23 protein-coding genes and 2 pseudogenes are annotated in these 24,753 nt (G+C 70.6%); 22 read left to right on the top strand and 3 right to left on the bottom strand.

All coding sequences use genetic code 11. The annotated features are described in order from the left end of the window. Positions 1–6 precede the first annotated feature (6 nt). The 4 genes from RM423_RS07040 to bsaP are packed head-to-tail and all read left to right on the top strand — an operon-like array spanning position 7 to position 3,215. Positions 7–1,215, top strand: a complete 1,209-nt coding sequence (locus RM423_RS07040) for an 8-amino-7-oxononanoate synthase (protein WP_311422301.1) — start codon at positions 7–9, stop codon at positions 1,213–1,215. Next, the gene (gene bioD, locus RM423_RS07035; protein WP_311422300.1) at positions 1,212–1,964 is read left to right on the top strand and encodes a dethiobiotin synthase; all 753 of its coding nucleotides are present in this window, start codon (positions 1,212–1,214) and stop codon (positions 1,962–1,964) included. The genes RM423_RS07040 and bioD overlap by 4 nt, the downstream gene beginning before the upstream one ends. Continuing rightward, complete coding sequence (bioB, locus tag RM423_RS07030; protein WP_311422299.1) at positions 1,961–3,010, top strand: biotin synthase BioB; 1,050 nt, start codon at positions 1,961–1,963, stop codon at positions 3,008–3,010. Before bioD ends, bioB begins: the two co-directional genes overlap by 4 nt. Before the next feature lie 7 nt (positions 3,011–3,017). Beyond that, a complete protein-coding gene (gene bsaP / locus RM423_RS07025; protein WP_311422298.1) occupies positions 3,018–3,215 on the top strand; it encodes a biotin synthase auxiliary protein BsaP in 198 nt (65 codons plus the stop codon). On the opposite strand, the gene RM423_RS07020 is transcribed toward bsaP, so the two are convergent. Then, positions 3,212–3,889 carry a pyridoxamine 5'-phosphate oxidase family protein gene (locus tag RM423_RS07020; protein WP_311422297.1) on the bottom strand — a complete coding sequence of 226 codons (678 nt, stop codon included), beginning with the start codon at positions 3,887–3,889 and terminating at the stop codon, positions 3,212–3,214. The two genes, bsaP and RM423_RS07020, sit on opposite strands and share 4 nt — an antisense overlap. A gap of 31 nt (positions 3,890–3,920) precedes the next feature. Between RM423_RS07020 and RM423_RS07015 the strand changes: the two genes are divergently transcribed. Continuing rightward, positions 3,921–5,249: an aminotransferase class I/II-fold pyridoxal phosphate-dependent enzyme gene (locus RM423_RS07015; RefSeq protein WP_311422296.1), complete on the top strand. Its 1,329-nt coding sequence runs from the start codon at positions 3,921–3,923 to the stop codon at positions 5,247–5,249. A gap of 36 nt (positions 5,250–5,285) precedes the next feature. Here RM423_RS07015 and RM423_RS07010 read toward each other — a convergent pair whose 3' ends face one another. Further along, positions 5,286–6,155 carry a formate dehydrogenase accessory sulfurtransferase FdhD gene (locus tag RM423_RS07010; protein ID WP_311422295.1) on the bottom strand — a complete coding sequence of 290 codons (870 nt, stop codon included), beginning with the start codon at positions 6,153–6,155 and terminating at the stop codon, positions 5,286–5,288. Positions 6,156–6,370: 215 nt separating this feature from the next. On the opposite strand from RM423_RS07010, the gene RM423_RS07005 reads away from it, so the two are divergent. From RM423_RS07005 to RM423_RS06975, 7 genes are all read left to right on the top strand, one after another. After that, complete coding sequence (locus tag RM423_RS07005; protein ID WP_396327631.1) at positions 6,371–7,675, top strand: replication-associated recombination protein A; 1,305 nt, start codon at positions 6,371–6,373, stop codon at positions 7,673–7,675. A gap of 12 nt (positions 7,676–7,687) precedes the next feature. Next, a complete protein-coding gene (locus RM423_RS07000) occupies positions 7,688–8,098 on the top strand; it encodes a DUF948 domain-containing protein (RefSeq protein WP_311422293.1) in 411 nt (136 codons plus the stop codon). Between the two features lies 1 nt (position 8,099). After that, the gene (locus RM423_RS06995; RefSeq protein WP_311422292.1) at positions 8,100–8,378 is read left to right on the top strand and encodes a hypothetical protein; all 279 of its coding nucleotides are present in this window, start codon (positions 8,100–8,102) and stop codon (positions 8,376–8,378) included. A 61-nt stretch (positions 8,379–8,439) separates the two neighbouring features. Continuing rightward, positions 8,440–11,136, top strand: coding sequence for an alanine--tRNA ligase (gene alaS, locus RM423_RS06990; protein WP_311422291.1), 2,697 nt, complete (start codon positions 8,440–8,442; stop codon positions 11,134–11,136). Positions 11,137–11,147: 11 nt separating this feature from the next. After that, positions 11,148–11,621, top strand: coding sequence for a Holliday junction resolvase RuvX (ruvX, locus tag RM423_RS06985; protein ID WP_311422290.1), 474 nt, complete (start codon positions 11,148–11,150; stop codon positions 11,619–11,621). Between the two features lie 114 nt (positions 11,622–11,735). Then, on the top strand, positions 11,736–12,926 hold the full coding sequence (mltG, locus tag RM423_RS06980) for an endolytic transglycosylase MltG (RefSeq protein ID WP_311422289.1): 1,191 nt from the start codon (positions 11,736–11,738) through the stop codon (positions 12,924–12,926). Then, positions 12,923–13,825: a shikimate dehydrogenase gene (locus RM423_RS06975; protein ID WP_396327626.1), complete on the top strand. Its 903-nt coding sequence runs from the start codon at positions 12,923–12,925 to the stop codon at positions 13,823–13,825. The genes mltG and RM423_RS06975 overlap by 4 nt, the downstream gene beginning before the upstream one ends. A gap of 133 nt (positions 13,826–13,958) precedes the next feature. Here RM423_RS06975 and mobA read toward each other — a convergent pair. After that, positions 13,959–14,840, bottom strand: a pseudogene (mobA, locus tag RM423_RS06970) (molybdenum cofactor guanylyltransferase); the annotation flags it as partial. A 73-nt stretch (positions 14,841–14,913) separates the two neighbouring features. Here mobA and aroC point away from each other — a divergent pair. The 10 genes and pseudogenes from aroC (at position 14,914) to RM423_RS06920 (ending at position 24,692) form a co-directional block, all read left to right on the top strand. Next, complete coding sequence (aroC, locus tag RM423_RS06965; protein WP_396327625.1) at positions 14,914–16,119, top strand: chorismate synthase; 1,206 nt, start codon at positions 14,914–14,916, stop codon at positions 16,117–16,119. Beyond that, positions 16,119–16,637: a shikimate kinase gene (locus RM423_RS06960; RefSeq protein WP_311422287.1), complete on the top strand. Its 519-nt coding sequence runs from the start codon at positions 16,119–16,121 to the stop codon at positions 16,635–16,637. The genes aroC and RM423_RS06960 overlap by 1 nt, the downstream gene beginning before the upstream one ends. After that, positions 16,634–17,719: a 3-dehydroquinate synthase gene (aroB, locus tag RM423_RS06955; RefSeq protein WP_311422286.1), complete on the top strand. Its 1,086-nt coding sequence runs from the start codon at positions 16,634–16,636 to the stop codon at positions 17,717–17,719. Before RM423_RS06960 ends, aroB begins: the two co-directional genes overlap by 4 nt. An 8-nt stretch (positions 17,720–17,727) precedes the next feature. Beyond that, complete coding sequence (gene aroQ, locus RM423_RS06950; RefSeq protein WP_311422285.1) at positions 17,728–18,219, top strand: type II 3-dehydroquinate dehydratase; 492 nt, start codon at positions 17,728–17,730, stop codon at positions 18,217–18,219. 50 nt (positions 18,220–18,269) lie between these two features. Further along, positions 18,270–19,220 (top strand): bifunctional riboflavin kinase/FAD synthetase, encoded by a 951-nt coding sequence (locus tag RM423_RS06945; protein WP_311422284.1) that lies wholly within the window; start codon positions 18,270–18,272, stop codon positions 19,218–19,220. A gap of 129 nt (positions 19,221–19,349) precedes the next feature. Continuing rightward, the gene (rpsO, locus tag RM423_RS06940; RefSeq protein ID WP_311422283.1) at positions 19,350–19,619 is read left to right on the top strand and encodes a 30S ribosomal protein S15; all 270 of its coding nucleotides are present in this window, start codon (positions 19,350–19,352) and stop codon (positions 19,617–19,619) included. Positions 19,620–19,970: 351 nt separating this feature from the next. Beyond that, positions 19,971–22,238 carry a polyribonucleotide nucleotidyltransferase gene (locus RM423_RS06935; RefSeq protein WP_311422282.1) on the top strand — a complete coding sequence of 756 codons (2,268 nt, stop codon included), beginning with the start codon at positions 19,971–19,973 and terminating at the stop codon, positions 22,236–22,238. A 240-nt stretch (positions 22,239–22,478) separates the two neighbouring features. After that, positions 22,479–22,940 (top strand): RrF2 family transcriptional regulator, encoded by a 462-nt coding sequence (locus tag RM423_RS06930; protein WP_311422281.1) that lies wholly within the window; start codon positions 22,479–22,481, stop codon positions 22,938–22,940. After that, a pseudogene (locus tag RM423_RS06925) lies at positions 22,909–23,298 on the top strand (O-acetyl-ADP-ribose deacetylase); the annotation flags it as partial. The gene RM423_RS06930 and the pseudogene RM423_RS06925, both read left to right, overlap by 32 nt. 83 nt (positions 23,299–23,381) lie before the next feature. Next, positions 23,382–24,692 (top strand): M16 family metallopeptidase, encoded by a 1,311-nt coding sequence (locus RM423_RS06920; RefSeq protein ID WP_311422279.1) that lies wholly within the window; start codon positions 23,382–23,384, stop codon positions 24,690–24,692. Positions 24,693–24,753 lie beyond the last annotated feature (61 nt).

Here is a 24,753-nt window from a genome sequence, read left to right as displayed (position 1 = left end):
CTGCCCGTGACGGGTGCCGAGATCCACGCTGCGCAGGCGGCCGGCGCGCTGACCTGGCTGCACGAGGCGGCCGCCGCCCGAGCGAAGGCCGGGCTGAGCCGGACGCTCACTCCGAGGGCGCCGCGGTCAACCGTCCTGGATCTGGCCTCCAATGACTACCTGGGCCTGTCGGCCGACCCGCGGGTGCTGGCCGCCGCCGTCGCGGCCGTACGGGAGTGGGGCGCCGGGGCGACCGGGTCGCGTCTGGTGACCGGTACGACGGAGTTGCACGCGGAGCTCGAAACGGCGCTGGCCGATCTCGTCGGGGTGCCGTCCGCACTGGTGTTCTCCAGTGGCTTCATGGCCAATCTCGCCGCGGTGGCGGCGCTGGGGGGTCCGGACTGCCTGGTGGTGTCCGACGCCGGCAACCATGCCTCGCTGGTCGACGGGTGCCGGCTGTCCCGCTCGCCGGTGGCGGTGACACCGCACGGCGACCTGGCGGCGGCCGACCGGGCGCTCGGCGGACGGGTGGTGCCGCGCGCCCTCGTGGTCATCGACGCGATCGGCTCGGCGGACGGGATGCTGCTGCCGCTGGCCGCGTGGCACGCACTGGCCCGGCGACACGGCGCGCTGCTGGTGGTGGACGACGCGCACGGACTCGGGGTGCGCGGCAATGGAGCCGGCTCGGTCGCCGAGGCCGGTCTGGCCGGCGAGGACGATGTGGTGCTCACCCTCACGCTGTCCAAGGCACTCGGTTCGCAGGGCGGCGCGGTGCTCGGTGCTCCCGCCGTGATCCGGCACCTGGTCGAGACGGCTCGCTCGTTCATCTTCGACACCGGGCTCAACCCGGCCGCTGCCGGAGCCGCGCTGGCTGCCGTCCGGATCCTGGCTGCCGACATGGCTGCACCGGCTGGCTCGGGGCTGGCCGATTCGGTGCTCGCTCGGGCGGCCGACCTGGCCGCGGCGGCCGGAGTGCCCGCCACCGACTCGGCCGTGGTGCCCGTGTTGATCGGTGCTGCCGCGCAGGCTCACGCGCTCTCGGTGGCCTTGCTGGAACGGGGCTTTCGGGTCGGCTGCTTCCGGCCGCCGTCGGTTCCGGTGGGCACCGCGCGGCTGCGGCTGACCGCGCGTTCGACGTTGACGGCCGCCGACCTGGAGCGCTTCCGGACGGCGCTGGCAAGCACCCGAGCCGTCGCCGTGGGCGGCAGCGCGCCCGAGGAAGGCCAGCGCGCATGAGGGTGCTCGTCGTGACCGGAACCGGAACGGACATCGGCAAGACGGTGGTCACGGCCGCGCTCGCCGCGTGCGCGCTGCGGGCAGGCGAGCGGGTCGCCGTCGTGAAGCCGATCCAGACCGGAGTGCTGCCCGGCGAACCGGGTGACCTGGCCGAGGTCCGCCGGCTGACCGGAATCGAGGACCTGCACGAGTTCGCGCGCTTCGACGAGCCGCTGGCTCCGGCCACCGCGGCCGAGCGGGCGGGGCGCCCGGCGCCGTCCGTGGCGCAGCTGACCGCGCGGCTCGCGGCGCTGGCCGACCGGGACCTGGTTCTGGTCGAGGGCGCCGGCGGCGCGGCCGTCCGGCTCAATGCCGCGGGCGAGACGATGATCGACCTGACCGCGCTGCTGGCAGGCACCGCCGAGACGCAGGTCGTCCTGGTCGCCTCGTCCGGGCTTGGCACCCTGAACACCGCGGCACTGACCGCGAACGCCTTTGCGGACCGGTCGCTGGCGCTGGCACATATGGTGATCGGAGCGTGGCCGGATGAGCCGGATCTGGCCGAGCGCTGCAATCTGGCAGACCTGCCGAGCTACGCCGGGGCCCCGCTGAGCGGCGTGATCCCGGGCGGCGCCGGAGCGCTGAGCACGGCCGAGTTCGCGAACCTGGCGGTCGAATGGATCACCCCGGCCCTCGGCGGCCGCCTGGATGCACAACACTTCGTGTCAGATCACGCCGTAGCACCGCCGGCCCGAAAGGCGACACCATGACGACGACCGCACCCAGCACCGACCAGAACGACGCCGGCGCCCCGGCTGAGCAGCCCGGCATCCTCGTCCGCGCGCGGGCAGGAGTCCTCGAGGGTGGTGTCGGGCTGTCCGAGGCCGAGGTGATCGAGGTGCTCCGGCTCGGCGACGACCAGTTGGAACCGCTGCTGCAGCTGGCCCACGAGGTGCGGATGCGCTGGTGCGGACCCGAGGTCGAGGTCGAGGGGATCATCAGCCTCAAGACCGGCGGCTGCCCCGAGGACTGTCACTTCTGCTCCCAGTCCGGTCAGTTCTCATCACCGGTCCGCTCGGCGTGGCTGGACGTGCCGAGCCTGGTCGAGGCGGCGAAGCAGACCGCCAAGACCGGGGCCACCGAGTTCTGCATCGTCGCGGCGGTGCGCGGCCCGGACGAGCGGTTGATGGCCCAGGTCGCCGAGGGCGTGAAGGCGATCCAGGCCGAGGTCGACATCCAGGTCGCGTGCTCGCTGGGCATGCTCACCCAGGCCCAGGTTGACGAGCTGGCCGCCATCGGCGTGCACCGCTACAACCACAACCTCGAAACGGCCCGCTCGCACTTCGACCAGGTCGTCACCACCCACACCTGGGAAGAGCGCCGGGAGACCCTGCGGATGGTCGCCGAGGCCGGCATGGAGCTCTGCTGCGGCGGCATTCTCGGCATGGGGGAGACGATCGAGCAGCGCGCCGAATTCGCGGCACAGCTCGCCGAGCTCAACCCCGACGAGGTGCCGATGAACTTCCTCAACCCGCGGCCCGGGACCCCCTTCGGCGACCTCGACGTGATGGAAGGCAAGGACGCGCTGCGGGCGATCGCCGCCTTCCGGCTCGCCATGCCCCGGACGATCCTGCGCTTCGCCGGCGGTCGCGAGCTGACCCTCGGTGACCTCGGTGCCCGGCAAGGCATGCTCGGCGGGATCAACGCGGTGATCGTGGGCAACTACCTGACGACCCTGGGACGCCCCGCGGAGTCCGATCTCGACCTGCTGGACGAGCTGAAGATGCCGATCAAGGCGCTCTCGGCGACTCTCTAGGAATCCGGTGACGGACGCAACGGCCCGCTATTGCGGGCAATGCGGCCGGCCGCTGGACGAGCCGCACCCCGACTGCTCGGCTCGCGCGGAGCTGGAACCGCCCCGGTACTGCCCCGAATGTGCCCGCCGGATGGTGGTGCAGGTCGATCCGGTCGGCTGGGTGGCCAGCTGCTCCCGGCACGGGCGGCTGACGTCCGGCCCCTAGCTCGATGGGGTGGTCGGTCTGGTCCAGGCGGTGACGTGGTCGGGCGTGGAAATGGAGGGTGCCAGGCCGGGCGCGGGTGCCGGGGGGCCGGGCGCCTGGGTGAGCGGCAGCACGCCGGCCCAGTAGGGCAGGTCGAGGTCGGACTCGTCATCGCCGGGCGGTCCGGTGCGAGTCTTGATGGATACGCTCTCCAGGGCCAGGCGCAGCACGGTGGTGGCTGCCAGCTCCTTGCGCGACGGTCCTCGTACCGCTGCCGATCGCCCGGGGACCACCGCATCCACGAGCGCGGCAAGAGCTGCCTGCTTCTCGGCCTCGTTCGACACCTCGGCCGCGATTCCGTGGACGACCACGGATCGGTAGTTGATCGAGTGGTTGAACGCCGAGCGGGCGAGTACCAGACCGTCGATCAGCGTCACCGTGACGCAGACCGCAAGGCCGCCGTCTGCAGCGGCGCGCATGGCGCGGGCCCCGCTGGAGCCGTGTAGGTACAACTGCTCACCTACCCGGGCGTGTAACTGAGGCAGCACGACCGGCCGGCCGTCGAGGACGTACCCGACGTGACACAAAACCGCCTCGTCCAGCACGGAGTGCACTGCGGTGCGGTCGTAGGTGACCCGGTCACTGTGCCGCGTGGGCGTCGTCTGCGCGGTTCTCGGGTAGCTGGCTTGTGTCACGTCGAATCTCCTGTACTGGTACAATTCTCAGATGGTAGCGATACAATACCGGGTACAGGGCCGCACCGCCAAGCAGATCGCGGACAGCGTGGAGTCCGGCATCCGCGTCGGTGCCCTGAAACCTGACGCCCTGCTGCCCAGCGTTCGGGCTCTTGCCGGTGAGCTGGAAGTGGCCGCCGGGACTGTGGCCGCGGCGTACAGACTGTTGCGGGATCGCGGTCTGGTCGAAGCCCGCGGACGGCATGGCACCCATGTCCGGCAGCGTCCGCCGCTGGCCGCGCGTTCGGGTGGGCCGCTGGTCCAGGCCGGCGTGATCGATCTGGCCAGCGGGCAGCCCGATCCCGGTTTGCTGCCCGACCTGGACTCGGTGTTGCCGTTGGCGCGGTGGGGGCCTGCGGCGGCTCCCTCGGCGGTTGTCCTGCCGCAGCTACTGGCCCTCGGTCGCGATCGCTTCGCTGCCGACGGGGTGCCAGGCGCGGCGATGACCGTGGCCTCGGGTGGCCTGGATGCCATCCATCGGCTGCTGTCGGCGCAGCTGCGCCCGGGCGACAGTGTCGCCGTCGAAGATCCTGGCTGGCCCAACGTCTTGGACCTCATCACCGCCCTCGGCCTGCGGGCACGCCCGGTGTCGCTGGACTCCGAAGGGCCGCTCCCGGAGTCGATGCGCGCGGTACTTCGTGCTGGGGCTCGGGCCGTCATCATCACCAGCCGGGCGCAGAACCCCACCGGTGTGGCGCTCACCCACAAGCGTGCGGACGAACTGCGCCGCGTCCTGGCCGACTATGCGCACATCTTCGTCATCGAGGACGATCATGCCGCTGAGCTCGTGGACGTCCCACTGGCCACGGTCGCCGGTGCCACGAAGTCGTGGGCGTTCGTACGCTCGACCTCCAAGCCCTACGGGCCGGATCTGCGCGTGGCCACGATCGCCGGCGATGACGCGACCATCGCGCGCGTCGACGGGCGAGTACGCGTCGGTTCCGGCTGGGTCAGTACCCTGCTGCAGCGCCTCACCGTCGAACTGTGGACCAACCCCCAGGTGGCCTTCGTCGTCGCCCACGCAGCCCAGACCTACGCGTCCCGGCGCCAGCAGCTCATCGAGGACCTCGCTCGACGCGGCATTCCCGCAACCGGCGACACCGGCCTCAACGTGTGGGTGCCGGTGATGGACGAGACCTCCGTGGTGGCCGGGCTGTTGCAGGCAGGCTGGGCGGTAGCACCCGGCGCCCGCTTCCGGCAGACAAGCCATCCCGGGGTGCGCATCACCGTGAGCGGATTGACGTCAGCCACCATCCCCACGCTTGCCGACCACCTGGCCACCGCCGTCACCGTGCCCCCGCCAAGCCGGTACACAACCTGAGCACAGCCGACCGTCACCCGTCAGTTGGGCTCAGCATCAACCTCGAACATCCAGGCCGGTGACCAGCTCGGTGCCGGCGTAGACGTTCATCCGGCCCGGACGGACCATGCCCGCCAGTACCAGGTCGTGCTCGCGCGCCAGATCGACGGCCAGATCGGACGGGGCCGACACCGCGACGATGGCGCCCACCCCGGCGGCCACCGCCTTCTGCACGATCTCGAACGACACGCGGCCGCTCACCGCCAGCAGCAGGTCCGTCGCCGGCAGCCGGCCCGCGAGCAGTGCCCAGCCGTTCACCTTGTCCACGGCGTTGTGCCGCCCGACGTCCTCGCGCACCACCAGCAGCTCGCCGGCCGCCGTCGCCAGCGCCGCGGCGTGCAGCGAGCCGGTCCGGTCGAACGTCCGCTGCCGCTCCCGTACCCGGTCGGGCAGGGCCTGCAGCACCGACGCCGCCACCGTCCAGCCGTCGGTGTGCGGATCGCTGCGGTGCAGTGGCGTCAGGTCGAGCACGTCGGCGCTGCACACGCCGCAGGCCGCGCCGGTCACCCAGGCGCGGGGGCGTGGCGGCTCGATGCCGGGCCGCAGCGCCAGGTGAACCTGGTCGATGCCCCGGCCGCTGATGCCGTCCAGCTCCCGCAGCGCCAGGTCATCGTCGGTACGGCACTGCCGCAGGCCCATCAGGTCGTCCGGGCCGCGCACCCCCGACTCGACGGTCAGCCAGCCGGCCGCCAGCTCCAGGTCGTGCCCGGGCGTGCGCATCAGCGTGGCGATGACCTCGCCCGAGACGATCAGGTTGAGCGGAGCTTCCACCGTCAGCTCGTCGCCGAGGGATTCCACGCCGGGCGTCCCGGTTCCGGCTTCGGGGCGCACCCGGGTGATCCGGCGCCGCGCCGTCATGACAGCCATCGAAGCACTCCGCACTGCGCCGGCCACCTGCCCGCGCGCAGCGTCCAATCTAGTGACTTCGCCCCGGCTATGGTGGGCAGGCATTCGAACGTCCGAGCTAGGCAATCGAGGTGGGATCGGCCGTGACGCTGTTCGGTGAGCAGGAGGAGCCGGTCGGCGATCCCGGCACCGCCCCGCAGGTGTCCGACGATCCGAACGCCCCGCTCGCGGTCCGGATGCGCCCGCGCACGCTGGACGAGGTGGTCGGCCAGCGGCACCTGCTGGGCCCCGGTTCCCCGCTGCGCAGGCTGGTCGAGGGCGACGCCCCGATGTCGCTGATCCTGTTCGGGCCGCCCGGCACCGGCAAGACCACGCTGGCCACCATCGTGTCGACGGCCACCAACCGGCGGTTCGTGCAGCTGTCGGCGCTGAGTGCCGGGGTGAAGGACGTCCGGGCGGTCATTGACACGGCCCGGCGCACCCTGGAGCACGGCGGCCGTCCCACCGTGCTGTTCATCGACGAGATCCATCGCTTCTCCAAGACCCAGCAGGACTCGCTGCTCGCGGCGGTCGAGGCGCGCACCGTCACCCTGGTTGCCGCGACGACGGAGAATCCGTACTTCTCGATGGTGTCGCCGCTGCTGTCGCGCAGCCTGTTGCTGACCCTGCAGCCGCTGACCGACGCCGACATCTCCGAGCTGGTCGACCGGGCGCTGGCCGGCGATCGCGGCCTGGCCGGCACGGTGACGCTTGCCCCGGACGCCCACGCACACTTGCTGCGGATGGCCGACGGGGATGCCCGCCGGGTACTCACCGCACTGGAGGCAGCCGCCGGCTCGGCTCGCGCCGACGGCAACACCGAGATCAGCCTGGCCGTGCTGGAACAGGCCGTCGACACCGCGGCAGTCCGTTACGACCGGGACGGCGACCAGCACTACGACGTCATCAGCGCCTTCATCAAGTCCATCCGTGGCTCCGACGTCGACGCGGCCCTGCACTACCTGGCGCGGATGATCGTGGCGGGGGAGGACCCGCGCTTCATCGCCCGGCGGCTGGTCGTGCACGCCAGCGAGGACATCGGGATGGCCGACCCCACCGCGCTGCTCAGCGCCACCGCCGCGGCGGACGCGGTCGCGCTGATCGGCATGCCGGAGGCCCGCATCAACCTGGCGCAGGCGACCATCCACCTGGCCCTGGCACCGAAGTCCAATGCCGTGGTGAGCGCGATCGACTCCGCGATGGCCGACGTCCGGGCCGGGCTGGCCGGGCCGGTGCCGCCGGCGCTGCGCGACGGGCACTACGCCGGTGCCAAGAAACTCGGCCACGCCCAGCGCTATGTCTATCCGCACAGCCTGCCCGAGGGCGTCGCGACGCAGCAGTACCCGCCGGACGAGCTGCTCGGCAAGGACTACTACCAGCCCGCCAACCGCGGCGCGGAACGGGCCATCGCCGAGCGGCTGGGCAAACTGCGGGCCGTGATCCGGGGCCGGCAATCGGGTGCGGGGAAACAGGTAGGGTCCTGTGGACATCACATCCGCTAAGGAGGCAGGCCCGTGCACGCTGGAGCCATCGCCGCGCTGATCGCCGCAGGCGCGTTCGTCCTGCTCGTGCTGCTGCTCGCGATCCCGCTGCTGAAACTCGGTAAGACCCTGGACGAGGCGACGCTGGCGATCCGCAAGACGCACGAGGGCGCGACTCCGCTGCTGTCCGGCGCGCAGACCACCGTGGCCAACGTCAACAGCCAGCTCGACCAGGTCGAGGGCATCACCCGCAGCGTCGGCTCCATCACCGACAACGCCGCGGCCCTGACCTCCATCGTGTCCGCGACCGTGGGTAGCCCGCTGATCAAGGTGGCCGCGTTCTCCTACGGCGTCCGATCCACGGTCCGCAAGCGCCAGGACGCGCACGCCCTCACCGAGGCACGCACCAGCCGGCGATCCGCGCGATCGGGACGGAGCAGCTGACGTGCGCAAGCTCTTCTGGATCGCCCTCGGCGCCACCCTCGGCGTGCTGATCTTCCGCCGGCTGTCCCAGGCCGCGCAGAAGCTGACGCCCCAGGGCGTTGCCAGCACCATCGGCCAGGGATTGTCCGAGCTGGCCTCCTCGCTGCGGGACTTCGCCGACGACGTGCGCTCGGCCATGTCGGCGCATGAGTCGGAGCTGCGCGCAGCCGCCGGCATCGATGCCCCCGCCGCAATCCTGGGCGACAGCTCGGCCGGCCGCGCGAGCGGCACCGCGGGCTGATCCCCGCGCAGCCGGCTCGGCAGCTCTCAGCACAGTCACCGAAGCGAGAAGGAGCACCACCATGCGCACGGCCGAGATCCGTCGGCGGTTCCTCGCGCATTTCGAGGCCCACGGCCACATCGTGGTTCCCAGCGCGCCGCTGCCCTTCGACGACCCGAACCTGCTGTTCGTCAACGCAGGCATGGTGCAGTTCGTGCCGTACTTCATCGGCCAGCAGGCGGCGCCCTGGCAGCGGGCCACCAGCGTGCAGAAGTGCATCCGTACCCAGGACATCGAAGAGGTCGGCAAGACCACCCGGCACGGCACCTTCTTCCAGATGAACGGCAACTTCTCCTTCGGCGACTACTTCAAGCTCGACGCCATCAAGCTGGCCTGGGAGCTGTCCACCAAGCCGATCGCAGACGGCGGCTTCGGCCTGGACCCGGAGCGCATCTGGCCCACCGTTTACCTCGACGACGACGAGGCATTCAGCATCTGGCGCGACGTGATCGGCGTGCCGGTCGAGCGGATCGTCCGGCGCGGCAAGGAAGACAACACCTGGGACATGGGCATCCCGGGACCGGCCGGCACCTGCAGTGAGCTGTTCTACGATCGGGGCCCCGAGTACGGTCCCGAGGGCGGTCCCGCCGTCGACGAGGACCGGTTCATGGAGTTCTGGAACCTGGTCTTCATGCAGTACGAGCGCGGCGCCTCGACCGGTCCGCACAAGGGCGACTACGAGATCCTGGGCGATCTGCCCAGCAAGAACATCGACACCGGCATGGGCCTGGAGCGGATGGCCACCCTGTTGCAGGGCGTCGACAACCTGTACGAGATCGACGAGACGCGTCCCATCCTCGAACGAGCGGCGACCCTCACCGGCAAGCGCTACGGCGAGCACTCCGGTCACGCCGCGACTCAGTCCCATCCCGATGATGTTCGGTTGCGGGTCATCGCCGATCACGTCCGCACCGCCCTGATGCTGATCGGGGACGGGGTGACGCCGTCCAACGAGGGCCGCGGTTATGTGCTGCGCCGGATCCTGCGGCGGGCGATCCGGTCGATGCGGCTGCTCGGCTGGGCAGACCGCGCGCTTCCCGAACTGCTGCCGGTAGCTCGGGACTGCATGTCCGAGTCCTATCCGGAGCTGGCGACCAATTTCGAGCGGATCGCCATGATCGCGTACTCGGAGGAGGACACCTTCCGGCGAACGCTGGAGTCCGGAACCACGATCTTCGAGAACGCCGTCGGGGCGATCAAGCGCGACAACGGCGCGGTGCTGCCCGGTGAGCAAGCCTTCAAGCTGCATGACACCTACGGCTTTCCGGTTGACCTGACCCTGGAGATGGCCGGCGAGCAGGGCCTGTCGGTGGACGTCGAGGGCTTCCACCGGCTGATGACCGAGCAGCGTGAGCGGGCCAAGGCCGACGCCCGGGCGAACAAGAGCGGGCACGGCAACTCCCCGGCGTACCGGCAGCTGCGCGATCTCGGCGAGACCGTCTTCATCGGTTACACCGACCTCAGCGGCGAGAGTGCGGTGCGCGGCATCGTGGCCGACGGCGAGCTGGCGAGCACTGCCCGGCAGGGCCAGATCGTCGAGGTCGTGCTGGACGAGACACCGTTCTATGCCGAGTCCGGCGGCCAGATCGCCGACGAGGGCGTGATCACCTCGGACGGCGCCCGGCTGCGGGTGCTGGACGTGCAGAAGCCGGTCAAGGGCCTGATCGTGCACCGGGTCGAGGTCATCGAGGGCGAGCTGGGCAGTGGCGCTGTCGTCCGGGCCGAAGTCGACCCGGAATGGCGGCGATCCGCGCGCCAGGCACACTCCGGAACCCACGTGGTGCACGCCGCTCTGCGAGAGGTGCTCGGCCCGACAGCCCTGCAGAGCGGCTCGTACAACCGTCCCGGCTACCTGCGGCTGGACTTCGCCTGGGGCTCGTCGCTGAACGAGGCCACCAAGCGGGACCTGGAAGAGGTCGCCAACCGGGCGCTGCGGGCGGACCTCGCGGTGTCGGTGCAGTACCTGCCGCTGGCCCGGGCCCGTGAGATCGGCGCGCTGGCGCTGTTCGGCGAGAACTACGACTCCGAGGTGCGGGTCGTCGAGATCGGCGGCCCCTGGTCGCGCGAGCTGTGCGGCGGCACCCACGTCGACCACTCCTCGCAGGTCGGCGCGATCACCCTGGTCGGCGAATTCTCGGTCGGTGCCGGTGTGCGCCGGGTCGAGGCCTACGTCGGCCTGGAAGCACTGCGCTACCTGGCCACCGAGCGGGCGCTGCTGAACTCGGTATCCGAGACGCTGAAGGTTCCCCCCGCCGAGGCTCCCGAGCGGGTGGCGGCCCTGGTGGAGCGGCTCCGAACCGTCGAGAAGGAGCTGGAGCGTGGCCGGGTCGCGGCCGTGCTGGCCGGAGCCGGACAGCTCGCGGCCCAGGCCGAGGACGTCAACGGCATCCAACTGGTAGCGGTCAACGCCCCGTCCGGGGTCTCCGGAAACGACTTGCGGACGCTGGCCATGGACGTCCGCGGCCGCTTGGACCAGGGGCGCCCGGGGGTGGTCGTGCTGCTGTCCGACGTCGACGGCAAGGCGGCCTTCGTGGCGAGCGTGAACGCGGCGGGTCAGCAGGCAGGGCTGTCGGCGGGCGCTCTGGTCAAGGAGTTCGCGCCGATCCTCGGTGCCCGCGGGGGTGGCAAGGCCGAGCTGGCGCAGGGCGCCGGCGGCGATCCGGCACGGTCGGCGGACGCTCTGCGAGCGGTGCTCCGGTCGGTGGCGAGCGCGGCTTGAGCGAGTCCGGTGTGAGCGAGTCGGGAACTACCGGTCCGCCGGTACTCGGCGTCTGGCTGGGAGTGGACGTGGGCTCGGTCCGGGTCGGGGTGGCCCGCAGCGATCCACGCGGGGTGCTGGCCTTTCCGGTCGAGACGGTGCGCAGGGACGCCCGCGAGCACACCGACCTCGACCGGCTGGGCACCCTGATGGCCGAGCACGAGGCGGTCGGGGTGGTCGTCGGCCTGCCCCGCACCCTGGCCGGCCGCGAGGGCCCCGCCGTCGTGGCCGCTCGCGAATTCGGCGACGGCCTGGCCGCCCGGATCGCTCCCGCCGAAGTGATCTTCGTCGATGAGCGGCTGACCACGGTGGTGGCGCAGCGTAATCTCAGCACGAGCGGAGTCCGGGGCAGGTCCAAACGAGCTGTGGTGGACCAGGCCGCCGCCGTCGAGATCTTGCAGTCGTTTCTGGACCGTGCCCGTGCGGACCGGCAGGGTCGCCCATGAGCCAGTCGCCGACGAAACAGTCGTCCGTGAGCCAGTCGCGGACGAAACAGTCGCCGATGAACGAATCGCTGATGAACCAATGCCGATGAGCCAATGCCGATGAACGAGTCGCCGATGAACGAGGAGAGGACACGCGAGGTGGAGGGTCCGTTCAGCGATCACCCGGATGACGACCATCCGCTGTTCGGCTCCGTGGAGCCCACCGCACAGGTGGCCGGCTCCCGTCAGCGGTCCCAGCGCCGGCAGAAGTCCCGCCGCAAGCGCCGCCACCGCATCGCGCCGCTGATCGCCTTTGTGGTGATCCTCGTTCTGATCGGGTCCAGCTATGCCCTCGTCCGTTCCATCCGCGCCGACTTCGTGACCCCCGACTACCAGGGTGCGGGCCAGGGTTCCACCAGGGTCAAGGTGGCACCGGGTGACGGTGCCGACGACATCGCCGCGACCATGCTGAAGGCCGGCGTCGTGAAGTCGACCCGCGCGTTCGTGAACGCGGCGAAGAAGTCCGGCCGGTCCAGTGACATCCAGCCGGGCGTCTACAAGGTGCCACTGCGGGCCTCCGGTGCCGCCGCCGTGACGGCTGTACTGAACCCGGCGAACAAGCTGGTGTCGCAGGTGACCATTCGCGAGGGGTTGTCCGAGACCCAGGTGCTCAGCCAGTTGGCGTCCAAGACCGGGCTGCCGCTGGCACAGCTGTCCGCGGCGGCGAAGCAGGTAGCCAACCTGGGCCTGCCCGCGGCGTACAAGCCGACCACGGCCGAGGGCTTCCTGTACCCCTCGACGTACGACATCGACCCCGGTACCAGTGCTGAGGCGGTGATTCAGACCCTGACCACCCAGTTCGGGGCCGAGGACGCCAGGCTCGGGTTCCAGGCGGCGGCGAAGGCGATCGGCCTAACGCCGTACCAAGCGCTGATCATCGCCTCGATCGTCGAGGGCGAGGCCAAGTTCGACGCGGACCGGGCGAAGGTCACCCGGGTGATCCTGAACCGCATCGCCAAGCACCGGCCGCTGCAGATCGACGCCACCAGCGTGTACGCGGCCAGGATCGCAGGCATCGACCCGGCCAAGGTCAACTTCGCCACGATCAACTCGCCGTACAACGGCTACACCCACGTCGGCCTGCCGCCCACGCCCATCAACAGTCCCGGTGCGACGTCGCTGCAGGCGGCAGTGCATCCGGCGGCCGGTTCCTGGCTGTTTTACGTCAACGGCGACGCGGCCGGGCACCTGAGCTTCTTCACTGACGAGGCTTCCTTCGTCGTCGCCGCCAACGTCTGCCGCGCGAAGGGCTGGGGCTGCGCTTGATCGGCACGCCCGGACCGGCGGGCGGACCCTCGGCAAGGCGGGGCGGGTTCCCAGTCGTCGGCCGGGCAGCCGTCCTCGGCCGACCGGTCAACCATTCGCTGTCACCGGTGCTGCACCAAGCCGCCTACGCCGCACTAGGGCTGGACGGCTGGCGCTACGAGGCGATCAAGTGTGACGAGTCCGGGCTCGCGCCCTTGCTCAACGCCAGCGGGCCCGAGGTCGTCGGATACTCCTGCACCATGCCGCTGAAGCGCGAGGTGCTGCGGGTCGCCGGCTCGGTGAGCGCCGAGGCAGCCGCGATCGGCGCCGGGAACACGCTGGTGCGCCATGCCGGACGTGCGCCGGGGTGGTTGGCCGACAACACCGACTGGATCGGAATCCGCGACGCGCTCGCCGCCCGCGGCATCTCGCCGGCCGGCCGGGTGGCGGTCCTCGGCGCGGGTGGAACGGCGCAGGCCGCGCTGGCCGCGCTCGCGGATGCGCACCGGGTGACGGTGCTGGTGCGGGATCCGTCCCGCGCCACCGACCTGGTGAACACCGCTGGACGGCTGAACCGGGACGTGCGCGTCGGCCGGTTCTCCGAGCCGGCTGACCTGGCCGCGCTGCGGGACGCGGACCTGGTGCTCTCGACCCTGCCGCCGGGTGCGGCGGACTTTCTCGCGACGGTGGTGGGGGAGCGGACGTGGGCACCCGGCCAGGCGTTGCTGGACGCCGTGTATGTCCCGTGGCCGACCGCGCTGGCCGGGGCGGCCGCCGCGGCCGGTGCCGCGATCGTCAGCGGCGCCTCGATGCTGCTCTACCAGGCGGTCCGTCAGGTAGAGCTGATGACGGGGCGTGCAGCGCCAGTCGAGGCCATGCGAGCGGCGTTGCTGGTAGCTGCCCCGGGGTGTGCCGCCTGATCCGCTCGTCCGCCACTTGCAGGTCCGCCGGCGTGTCGCAGTCGGCGCCGAGCGCGTCGAAGTCCGCCAGCAGTGTCACGTCCACGCCGTCGTACAGGCGCCGGACGGGGGCGTTCGCCGGGTTCCCGAGGAGTTCGAGCGCCCCGAACAGGGCGGCGGTCCGCCACACCGACGCGAGGTAGTTGACCCGTCCGGTGCTGTCCACCAGGACGGCCGCGTCCGTGCCGTCCATCGCGACACTGCGCCGGAGCTCGGGCAACGCCGCCGCGATGAACGGCAGGTCGGCGGCGAGCACCGCCACCACCGGCTGGCGCACTTGGGCCAGCCCGGCGTCGATGCCGGCCGCCGGCCCGGAGCCCGCCGGCTGCTCGCGGCAGAACACCGGGTCCGCCAGGCCGATCCGGGGTGGCCCCACCACGATCCGATGGCCGGCACCGCTCACCGCGAGCAGCACGTGGTCGACCAGCGGCCAGCCCGCCAGCGGAATCCCCGGCTTGCCCGGACCGCCCAGGCGCTGCCCGCGCCCGCCCGCGAGCACGATGGCGTCGTAGCCCAGCAGGACCCGGGTCCGGTTCAGGGCCGACTCGCTGCTCGCGATCAGGTGCTCGGCGGCGAAGCCTCGCCGCAGGGTCAGGGCCAGTTCGAAACTGGCCGCCGCCGCGTCGAGGTGGCCCTGGTCGAACTGCCGCTTGCCGATGTGCTGCAGGGTCGTGCCCTGGCGGTCCCGGCTGCCGCGGGTGTGCTTCCAGGCCAGGGACTGCGCCCGCTCCGCCGCCGCGAAGTCGCCGCGCCACCGGTGCAGGTCCGCGGTCAGCAGGAGCGTCCGCCACGGGTCCTCGGCGATGACCGGATCGGTGGCCAGGGTCGCGCTCTCGACCAGTCCCTGATCGACTTCGCCCAGCAACCGCAGCAGGAACAACCGTTCGACGGGTTCGGCGCAGGCCAGTTGTGCCTGGATCGCCGCCGGGTCGGTGACGACCTCGCGCAGCGTCTCCGGATCGATCGCCCAGCCCATCGGTTCGCGCACGCCGTCCATTCTGGCGGTCTCCTGCGAGAAGGTACCGGGCGGCATCTGCGAGAATCGTCGGGTGCTGCGTTGGATGACTGCTGGCGAGTCCCACGGCCCTGCCCTCGTGGCGATACTCGAGGGCCTCCCCGCCGGGGTCGAGATCAGCACGCCCGAGATCGGCGTCGACCTCGCGCGCCGGCGGCTGGGCTACGGCCGTGGCGCCCGGATGAAGTTCGAACAGGACGAGGTCGAGTTGACCGGCGGCGTCCGGCACGGCGTGTCGATGGGCGGCCCGATCGCCGTCCGGGTCGGCAACACCGAGTGGCCGAAGTGGCAGACCGTCATGGCGGCGGACCCGGTCGATCCCGAGGCGCTGGCCGCCCAGGCGCGTAACGAGGCGCTCACCCGGCCTCGTCCTGGCCACGCCGATCTGGTCGGCATGCAGAAGTACGACCTGGACGACGCCCGTCCGATCCTGGAGCGGGCCAGCGCCCGTGAGACGGCCGCCCGGGTTGCCTTGGGCACGGTCGCGAAGAAGTTCCTGCTGCAGAGCGTCGGCGCGCAGGTGCTCAGCCACGTGACCGCGATCGGCGCGGTCGCCGCCCCGGCGGGATCGATGCCCGTAGCCGCGGACCTGCCCCGGATCGACGCCTCGCCGGTGCGCTGCCTCGATGACGATGCCAGCGCGGCGATGGTCGCCCACATAGATGAGACCAAGCGGGCCGGCGACACCCTCGGGGGAGTGGTAGAGGTGGTCGTGCATCACCTGCCGCCCGGTCTGGGCAGCCACATCCAGTGGGACCGGCGGCTGGATTCGCGCCTCGCCGCCGCCTTGATGGGCATTCAGGCGATCAAGGGAGTCGAGGTCGGTGACGGCTTCGAGCTGGCCCGAACCCCCGGTTCGCTGGCCCACGACGAGATCGAGCGCGGCGAGGACGGCGTGATCCGGCGCCGGTCCCACCGGGCCGGCGGCGTCGAGGGCGGCATGTCCACCGGTGAGGTGCTGCGCGTCCGAGCCGCGATGAAACCGATCTCGACGGTGCCCCGCGCGCTGGCGACCATCGACGTGGCCACCGGCGAGAAGGCGGTCGCGATCAACCAGCGCTCGGACGTCTGCGCGGTTCCGGCGGCCGGCGTCGTGGCCGAGGCGATGGTCGCGCTGGTGCTGGCCGAGGCCGTCCTGGAGAAGTTCGGTGGCGATTCCGTCGCCGAGACCCGCCGCAACGTAGCAGGCTACCTGGCCCGGCTGACCGAGCGGAAGCTCGTCTCGGGCGACGCGTTCTGATGCCGCCCCGGGTGGTGCTCGTCGGCCTTCCCGGAGCGGGAAAGTCCGCCGTCGGCGCCGAGCTCGCCAGTCGGCTGGAAGTCGCGTTCGCCGATTCGGACGACCTCGTGGTCTGTGCCGCCGGCCGTTCGGTCGCGGCCGTCTTCGCCGACGACGGTGAGCGGGCGTTCCGCGTGATCGAGGCACGGGTCATAGCCGACGCGCTGGCCGGTTTCGACGGCGTGCTGGCGCTGGGCGGCGGGGCCGTGACCACCGAGTCCGTGCGCCGGGCGCTGGCCGCGGCGTCCATCCCGGTCGCGCTGTTGACGGCCCCGCAGCACGAGTTGCTCGGACGGATGGCGGGCACCGACCATCGGCCGCTGTTGACGGCCGATCCGGCGGCCCGGCTCGCCGAGCTGTCCGAGAGCCGTGATCCCCTGTACAGCGAGGTCGCGACGCTCACGATCGACACCGCCGGACGGTCCATCGCGGCCGTCGCCACCGAACTGCGCCACCAGCTGACAGGGGACATGTCGTGACCGAACCCGCCACCCGGATCCAGGTGACCGGTGCGCAGCCGTACGAGGTCGTTCTCGGGAGCGGCCTGCTCGGCGAGCTGCCGCCGCTGCTCGCCGGCGCCCAGCGGGTCGCCGTGCTGCATCCGCCGACCCTGCGCGCGACAGCCGAGGCGGTGCGGAAGGACCTCAACGACTCCGGCTTCGAGGCCCACGTCATCGAGCTTCCCGACGGCGAGGAGGCCAAGGCGCTCGCGGTTGCCGGGTTCTGCTTCGACGTGCTGGGCCAGATCGGCTTCACCCGCAGTGATGCCCTGGTCGGTCTCGGCGGCGGCGCCACCACGGACCTGGCCGGCTGGGTGGCCGCGTCCTGGCTGCGCGGTGTGCGGATCGTGCAGATCCCGACGACGCTGGCCGGCATGGTGGATGCGGCGATCGGTGGCAAGACCGGCATCAACACCGAGCGCGGCAAGAACCTGGTCGGTGCCTTCCACCCGCCGGTCGGGGTGCTGTGCGACCTGTCGGTGCTGTCGAGCCTGCCGGTGAACGACTACATCGCGGGGCTGGCCGAGGTCATCAAGTGCGGCTTCATCGCCGACCCTCGGATCCTGGAGCTCATCGAGGCCGACCCGGCCGCGGTCACCGTTCCCGGAAACCGGGTCGAAGGCGAGCTCGTGCGGCGCTCGGTGGCGGTCAAGGCCCGGGTCGTGTCGGAGGACCTGCGTGAGCAGGGGCTGCGCGAGATCCTGAACTACGGTCACACCCTCGGCCACGCCATCGAGAAGGCTGAGCGCTACACCTGGCGGCACGGGGCGGCGGTATCGATCGGGCTGGTGTACGCGGCGGAACTGTCCCGGGCGCTCGGCCGGCTGGACGACACGACGGCTGACCGGCACCGGGCGATCCTGACCTCGGTCAAGCTGCCGGTGAGCTACCGGGCCGGCGTGTTCCCGCAGTTGCTGGAGACCATGAAGGTGGACAAGAAGTCACGCGGCAACCGCCTGCGCTTCGTGCTGCTGGACGGCCTCGCCCGGCCGATCACGATCGACGATCCCGACCCCGCGCTGCTGGCCGCCGCCTACTCCGAGGTGTCCGATGACAACTGAGGTGTCCAATGACAACTAATGAGATGCTGCAGCGGGTGCTGGTGCTCAACGGCCCGAACCTCGGCCGGCTGGGCGCTCGCGAGCCCACCGTCTACGGCAGCACGACCTATCCCGAGCTCGTCGCGCTGTGCGTCCGCGGCGGTGCCGAGCTGGGCCTGGACGTCGACGTGCGCCAATCCGATTCCGAGGCCGAGCTGATCGGCTGGATCCACGAGGCGACGGACGAGGACCTGCCGGTCGTGCTCAACGCCGGAGCGCTCACCCACACCTCCATCGCGCTGCGTGACGCGGTTGCCGCCCGCACCGCGCCCCTGGTCGAGGTGCACATCTCGAACGTGCATGCCCGCGAGGACTTCCGGCACCACTCCTACCTGTCCGCGGTCGCGTCCGGCGTGATCGTCGGCCTGGGCGTCGAGGGGTACGTGCTGGCGCTGAGCTGGCTCTCGTCCACCTTGGCCGGCGAGGCCACAGCCGCCACCGCCAGCACCGCCGACCTATGACCGATCGCGACCGCCGGCGCCGAAAAAGAAGCAGCCCCTAGACTCCACCCGTGCAACGTTGGCGTGGGCTGGACGCGATCCCGACCGGCTGGGGCCGGTGCGTGGCGACGATCGGCGTCTTCGACGGCGTGCACCGCGGTCACCAGCAAATCATCGGCAGGGCGCGGAAGGTCGCGGACGAGCGCGGGCTGCCGACGGTGCTGGTCACCTTCACGCCGCACCCCTCCGAGGTGGTGCGTCCCGGCAGTCATCCGGCGCTGTTGAGCACGAACACCCGCAAGGCCGAGCTGGCCGAGGAACACGGCGTCGACGTCGTGGTGTTCGTCCCCTTCACCCCCAACTTCTCCAGGCTCAGCCCGCAGCAGTTCGTCCACGAGGCGGTGGTCGCCGACCTGCACGTGTCCTCGGTGGTGGTCGGTGAGAACTTCCGGTTCGGGCACAAGGCCGGTGGCGATGTCGCCGCCCTGGTCGAGCTCGGCCAGCGGTGGGGCTTCGACGCGGAAGGCGTCGAACTGCTCTCCGAGGGTGGCCGCCCGATCTCGTCCACCTACATCCGCTCCTGCGTGGCGTCCGGCGACCTGGCCGCGGCCAACCACGCGCTGGGGCGGCCGCACCGGGTGGACGGCGTGGTGATCAAGGGCGATCAGCGCGGCCGCGAGCTCGGGTACCCGACAGCAAACCTCCGTGCCGAGACGCTGGTGGCCGTGCCGGCGGACGGCGTCTACTCCGGGCGGGTGGTGAGCCTGGACGAGTGGGGCAACACCCGGACGGACGTGCCGGCACGCACCGCGGCTATCTCGATCGGCACGAATCCGACCTTCGACGGCAGGCACCGCTCGGTCGAGGCCTACCTCCTGGACTTCGAGGGCGACCTCTACGGCCAGAACCTCGGGGTGGAGTTCACCCATCGGCTGCGCGGCATGGTCAAGTTCGACTCCATCGCCGACCTCGTGGTGCAGATGGCCGCCGACGTCGACCGGACCCGCGAACTGCTCGACTGAGCGGCCAGTGGCTGCTGGTAGAGTGGCCGCCAGAGGTGCGGCTCAGCCACGCCCCAGCAGTGTGCGTTAACCACCCGGCGTGATTCAAACCGTCGGGGCGCGCCCGCAATGACCAACAGGAGAACCGTCGTGCCACTAACGAATGACGTCAAGAAGCAGCTCATCGTCGAATACGGCGCCTCCGAGACGGACACCGGTTCCGCCGAGGTCCAGATCGCGATGCTCAGCAGGCGGATCGCCGACCTGACCGAGCACCTCAAGCTGCACAAGCACGACCACCACAGCCGCCGCGGGCTGCTGCTGCTGGTGGGCCAGCGCCGCCGGTTGCTGAACTACCTCACCAAGACGGACGTCAACCGTTACCGCTCCATCATCGAGCGTCTCGGCCTTCGTCGATAACGCCATCGGGAGTGGTCCTTACCGGGACCGCTCCCGCTGTTGTTTCCGGCTGGCTTTCCACACCAGATGAAAGCCAGCAGCAATACCAGCAGCTAGACAACTGAATCCCTATCGCCGGAGCTGACACTCAGACAACGCAGGCACGTGTCGTGCCGAAGCAGTGCGGCTCAACGAGGTCGGTCCTCGGTAGTGGCGCCTGACAAGCCGGGTCTTCCCGTCGCCCGTCGTGCGCTTCGATCGAAGACCGGCACCGCACCGGCCGGCTCAAGTCGGCAGATCGACGTGCGTGCGCAGTGTTCCGCCCGGCTCCAGTAACAGCGCACAGCGCTGCCTACAGAGAGGCGGACTCCTATGTCCGAAACCGACGCCATCAGTGGCATCACCGAAACCGTGGCCGTGATCGACAACGGCTCGTTCGGAACCCGCACCATCCGATTCGAGACCGGCCGGCTGGCCAAGCAGGCCGCCGGGTCGGTCGTTGCCTACCTCGACGACGACACCATGCTGCTGTCGGCCACCACGGCCGGCAAGAGCCCGAAAGAACAGTTCGACTTCTTCCCGCTGACGGTGGACGTCGAAGAGCGGATGTACGCGGCCGGCCGCATCCCCGGGTCGTTCTTCCGCCGCGAGGGACGCCCGTCCGAGGACGCGATCCTGACCTGCCGGCTCATCGACCGCCCGCTGCGCCCCACGTTCATCAAGGGCCTGCGCAACGAGGTCCAGGTCGTCATCACCGTCATGGCGCTCAACCCCGACCACGCCTACGACGTGCTCGCGATCAACGCCGCGTCCGCGTCCACCCAGATCTCCGGCCTGCCGTTCAACGGCCCGATCGGCGGCACCCGCGTCGCGCTGATCGAGGGCCAATGGGTCGGCTTCCCGACGCAGACCGAGCTTGAGCGCGCCACCTTCGACATGGTCGTCGCCGGCCGCGTGGTCAAGGGCGCCGACGGCGCCGCCGACGAGGTCGCGATCATGATGGTCGAGGCCGAGGCCACCGAGAACACCATCGAGCTGGTCGCCGGTGGCGCGACCAAGCCGACCGAAGAGGTCGTCGCGGCCGGTCTCGAAGCCGCCAAGCCGTTCATCGCCGCGCTGTGCCGGGCCCAGTCCGAGCTGGCTGCCGCCGCGAAAGAGACCCGCGAGTTCCCGGTCTTCCTCGACTACCAGGACGACGTGTTCACCGCCGTCCAGGCCGGTTACAGCGAGCCGACGGCTGCGGCGCTCACCATCGCCGACAAGCAGGAGCGCGAGAACGAGCTCGACCGCATCAAGGAACTCGCCAAGGCTGAGCTGTCAGCTCAGTTCGCCGGCCGTGAGAAAGAGATCAGCGCCGCCTACCGGTCGCTGAACAAGAACCTGATCCGCCAGCGCGTGCTGCGCGACAAGGTGCGCATCGACGGCCGTGGCCTGACCGACATCCGGACGCTGTCCGCCGAGGTCGAGGTGCTGCCGCGGGTGCACGGCTCCGCGCTGTTCGAGCGTGGTGAGACCCAGATTCTGGGCGTCACCACGCTGAACATGCTGGGCCTGGAGCAGAAGCTCGACACCCTGAGCCCCACCCGCACCAAGCGCTACATGCACAACTACAACTTCCCGCCCTACTCCACCGGTGAGACCGGCCGGGTGGGTTCGCCCAAGCGCCGCGAGATCGGGCACGGCGCGCTCGCCGAGCGTGCGCTGATTCCGGTGCTGCCCAGCCGCGAGGAGTTCCCCTACGCGATCCGTCAGGTCTCCGAGGCCCTCGGCTCCAACGGCTCCACCTCGATGGGTTCGGTCTGCGCCTCGACGCTGGGCCTGCTGAACGCCGGTGTGCCGCTGAAGGCGCAGGTCGCCGGTATTGCGATGGGACTCATCTCTGACACGGTCGACGGGAAGACCGAGTACGTCGCGCTGACCGACATTCTCGGGGCCGAGGATGCCTTCGGTGACATGGACTTCAAGGTTGCCGGCACCAAGGACTTCGTGACCGCGCTGCAGCTGGACACCAAGCTCGACGGCATTCCGTCGGCGGTGCTCGCCGCCGCGCTGTCGCAGGCCCGCGACGCCCGGCTGCACATCCTGGACGTGATGGCCGAGGCGATCGACCGTCCGGACGAGATGAGCCCGTTCGCTCCCCGCGTCACCGTCGTGAAGATCCCGGTCGACAAGATCGGCGCGGTCATCGGCCCCAAGGGTCAGATGATCAACGCGATCCAGGATGAGACCGGCGCGCAGATCAGCATCGAGGATGACGGCACCATCTACGTCGGTGCCTCCGACGGCCCGTCGGCAGCCGCGGCGGTGGATCGCATCAACGCGATCGCCAACCCGCAGATGCCGAAGGTCGGCGAGCGCTTCCTCGGCACGGTCGTCAAGACCGCCGCCTTCGGCGCGTTCGTCTCGCTGCTTCCCGGCAAGGACGGCTTGGTGCACATCTCCAAGCTGGGCAACGGAAAGCGGATCGGCAAGGTCGAAGACGTGGTCAACGTCGGTGACAAGCTGCAGGTCGAGATCACCGAGATCGACCAGCGCGGAAAGATCAGCCTCGTCCCGGTCAGCGATGAGAACGCTGCCAGCGATGCGGATGCCACTCCCGTGGCTGCCGAACCCGCCGTCGCCGAGTCCGCCGCGGAGTAACGACGGGCCGGCTCGTCGGGTAAGACGACAGCTGGTCGATACGACAGCAGCTCGCGGGGCGGGCGTCCGGGTCTCTTTTCCGGGCGCCCGCCCTGCCGCATATCCGGGCGCCCGCCCTGCCGCATATCCGGCACTGTCCGGTCCGGCGCAGGTACTGCCGATAGGCCGCCCTGGCGCTCAGGGAGCCGCGCTGAGCCAGCTCCTTTCCACATTTCTCCCACGGTGCGGCAGGATGGCGCGGTGGAGATCTCAGCGAAGAGTGACTACGCGGTGCGGGCCCTGCTCGCCCTGGCGGCACAGGCGCCGAACCTGGTGAAGATCGACGTCGTCGTGGGGGAGCAGAAACTGCCGCGCAAGTTCGTCGAAGCCATCCTCGGGGACCTGCGCCGGGCCGGCATCGTCCGTTCGATGCGGGGCGCGGACGGTGGGTACGCCCTCGCGCGGCCGGCGACCGACATCTCCATCGGCTCGGTGATCCGCGCGGTCGACGGGCCGCTGGCCGAGGTGCGGGGACTGCGGCCCGACGAGATGAACTACTCCGGCCTCGCCGAGCACCTTCCCGGGCTGTGGGTGGCCGTGCGGGCGAGCCTGCGTGCGGTGCTGGACGAGACGTCGCTGCAGCAGTTGCTCACCGGCGAGCTTCCCGAGCACGTGCGCAAGATGGTCGACGATCCGCAGTCCTGGGCGCGCCGCACGCCGTAATGGACCTCGACTCGTCCTCGGCGACATCACCGGCCAGCAGGTCGACGCGATCGTCAACGCCGCCAACTCCAGCCTGCTCGGCGGTGGCGGCGTGGACGGCGCAATCCACCGTCGGGACGGTCCGGAGATCCTCGCCGGCTGCCGCGCGCTGCGGGCGGGGCAGTACCGCGACGGCCTGCCGACCGGTCAGGCGGTGACCACCGCTGCGGGCAAACTGCCGGCCCGCTGGGTGATCCATACCGTCGGACCGGTGTACGTCCAGCGCGAGGACCGGAGCCCGCTGCTGCGTTCGTGCTACCGGGAGTCGCTGCGGGTGGCCGCCGAATTGGGCGTCCGGTCGGTGGCGTTCCCGCGCATCATGGCTGAGCGCATCATGGCTGAACGGCGTCGGTGAGGGCTGCTGCGCAAGGGCTCCGGCGGGGTACCGCATAGGCTGAGCGGGTGACTTCACGCGCCTCGACCCGAACCCTGCCCAGCTCCGGCGGCGGAGTGATCAAGCGGACCGTCCTGCCCGGCGGCCTGCGCATCGTGACCGAGGCGATGCCGGGGGTGCGCTCGGCCAGCATCGGCATCTGGGTGGGCGTCGGGTCCCGCGACGAGTCGCCGTCCGTCGCGGGTGCCAGCCATTTCCTGGAGCACCTGCTCTTCAAGGGCACCCGCAACCGCTCGGCCCTGGAGATCGCCACGGCGATGGATGCGGTGGGCGGCGAGTTCAACGCGTTCACCGAGAAGGAGCACACCTGCTTCTACGCCACGGTGCTGGACCGTGAACTCGGCCTGGCGGTCGACATGATCTCCGACGTGGTGCTCAATGCCACCATCGCCGCGGCCGACGTCGACGTCGAGCGCACCGTCGTCCTCGAAGAGATCGCGATGCGCGATGACGACCCGTCCGACCTCGTGCACGACGAGTTCTCGCTGGCGGTGTTCGGCGACACCCCGCTGGGCCGGCCCATCCTGGGCACCGAGGATTCCATCAACACCATCAGCCGGACCCAGGTCAACGGCTACTACAGCCGGCGCTATCGGCCGTCCGAGATGGTGGTGTCGGTTGCGGGCAACATCGACCACGCCGAGGTGGTGCGCCTGGTCCGCAAGGCCTTCGACGGACGGCTGGACTCCACGGCCCAGGCGAACGGCCTGCGATCGGACCAGAGCCGGCACCGGGCGCCGGCCAAGCCGGTCCACATCGTCCCGGACGACACCGAGCAGGCCAACATCGTGCTGGGCTCGACGGGGCTGTCGCGCTTCGATGACCGCCGTTTCGTGCTGGGCGTGCTGGCCACCGCGATCGGCGGGGGAATGTCGTCGCGGTTGTTCCAGCAGATCCGTGAGCAGCGCGGCCTGGCGTACTCGACGTACTCCTTCACCTCTTCCTACGCCGGTGACGGGATGTTCGGCCTGTACGCGGGGTGCCAGCCGGGCAAGGCCGACGAGGTGGTCTCGATCATGAAGTCCGTCCTGGAGTCGGTGTCGGCCGACGGGATCGGCGCGGACGAGGTTCAGCGCGCCAAGGGTCAGTTGAGCGGCGGAATGGTGCTGGGCCTCGAAGATTCCGGCTCGCGGATGACGCGGATCGGCAAGGCCGAGCTGACCTACGGCGACGTGCTGGGCCTCGATGATCTGCTGGCCCTGGTGGACGCGGTCACCGCCGCCCAGGTGAACGACCTCGCGGCCGAGCTCACCGCACAGCCGAGTTGCCTCACGGTCGTGGGGCCCTTCGGCGAGCACGACTTCGATGCGGCCGTTTAGCCTTTCCCCACAACGAGAAGCCACCAGGCAGCGACTCCGACGAGCGCGTCCGAACAGACGG

Origin of the sequence: Jatrophihabitans lederbergiae, assembly GCF_031845305.1 — a bacterium.
GTDB classification, from domain to species: domain Bacteria; phylum Actinomycetota; class Actinomycetes; order Mycobacteriales; family Jatrophihabitantaceae; genus Jatrophihabitans_A; species Jatrophihabitans_A lederbergiae.
The sequence above is the reverse complement of the archived record's forward strand: the minus strand, read 5'-3'. Positions and strand labels throughout refer to the sequence as shown.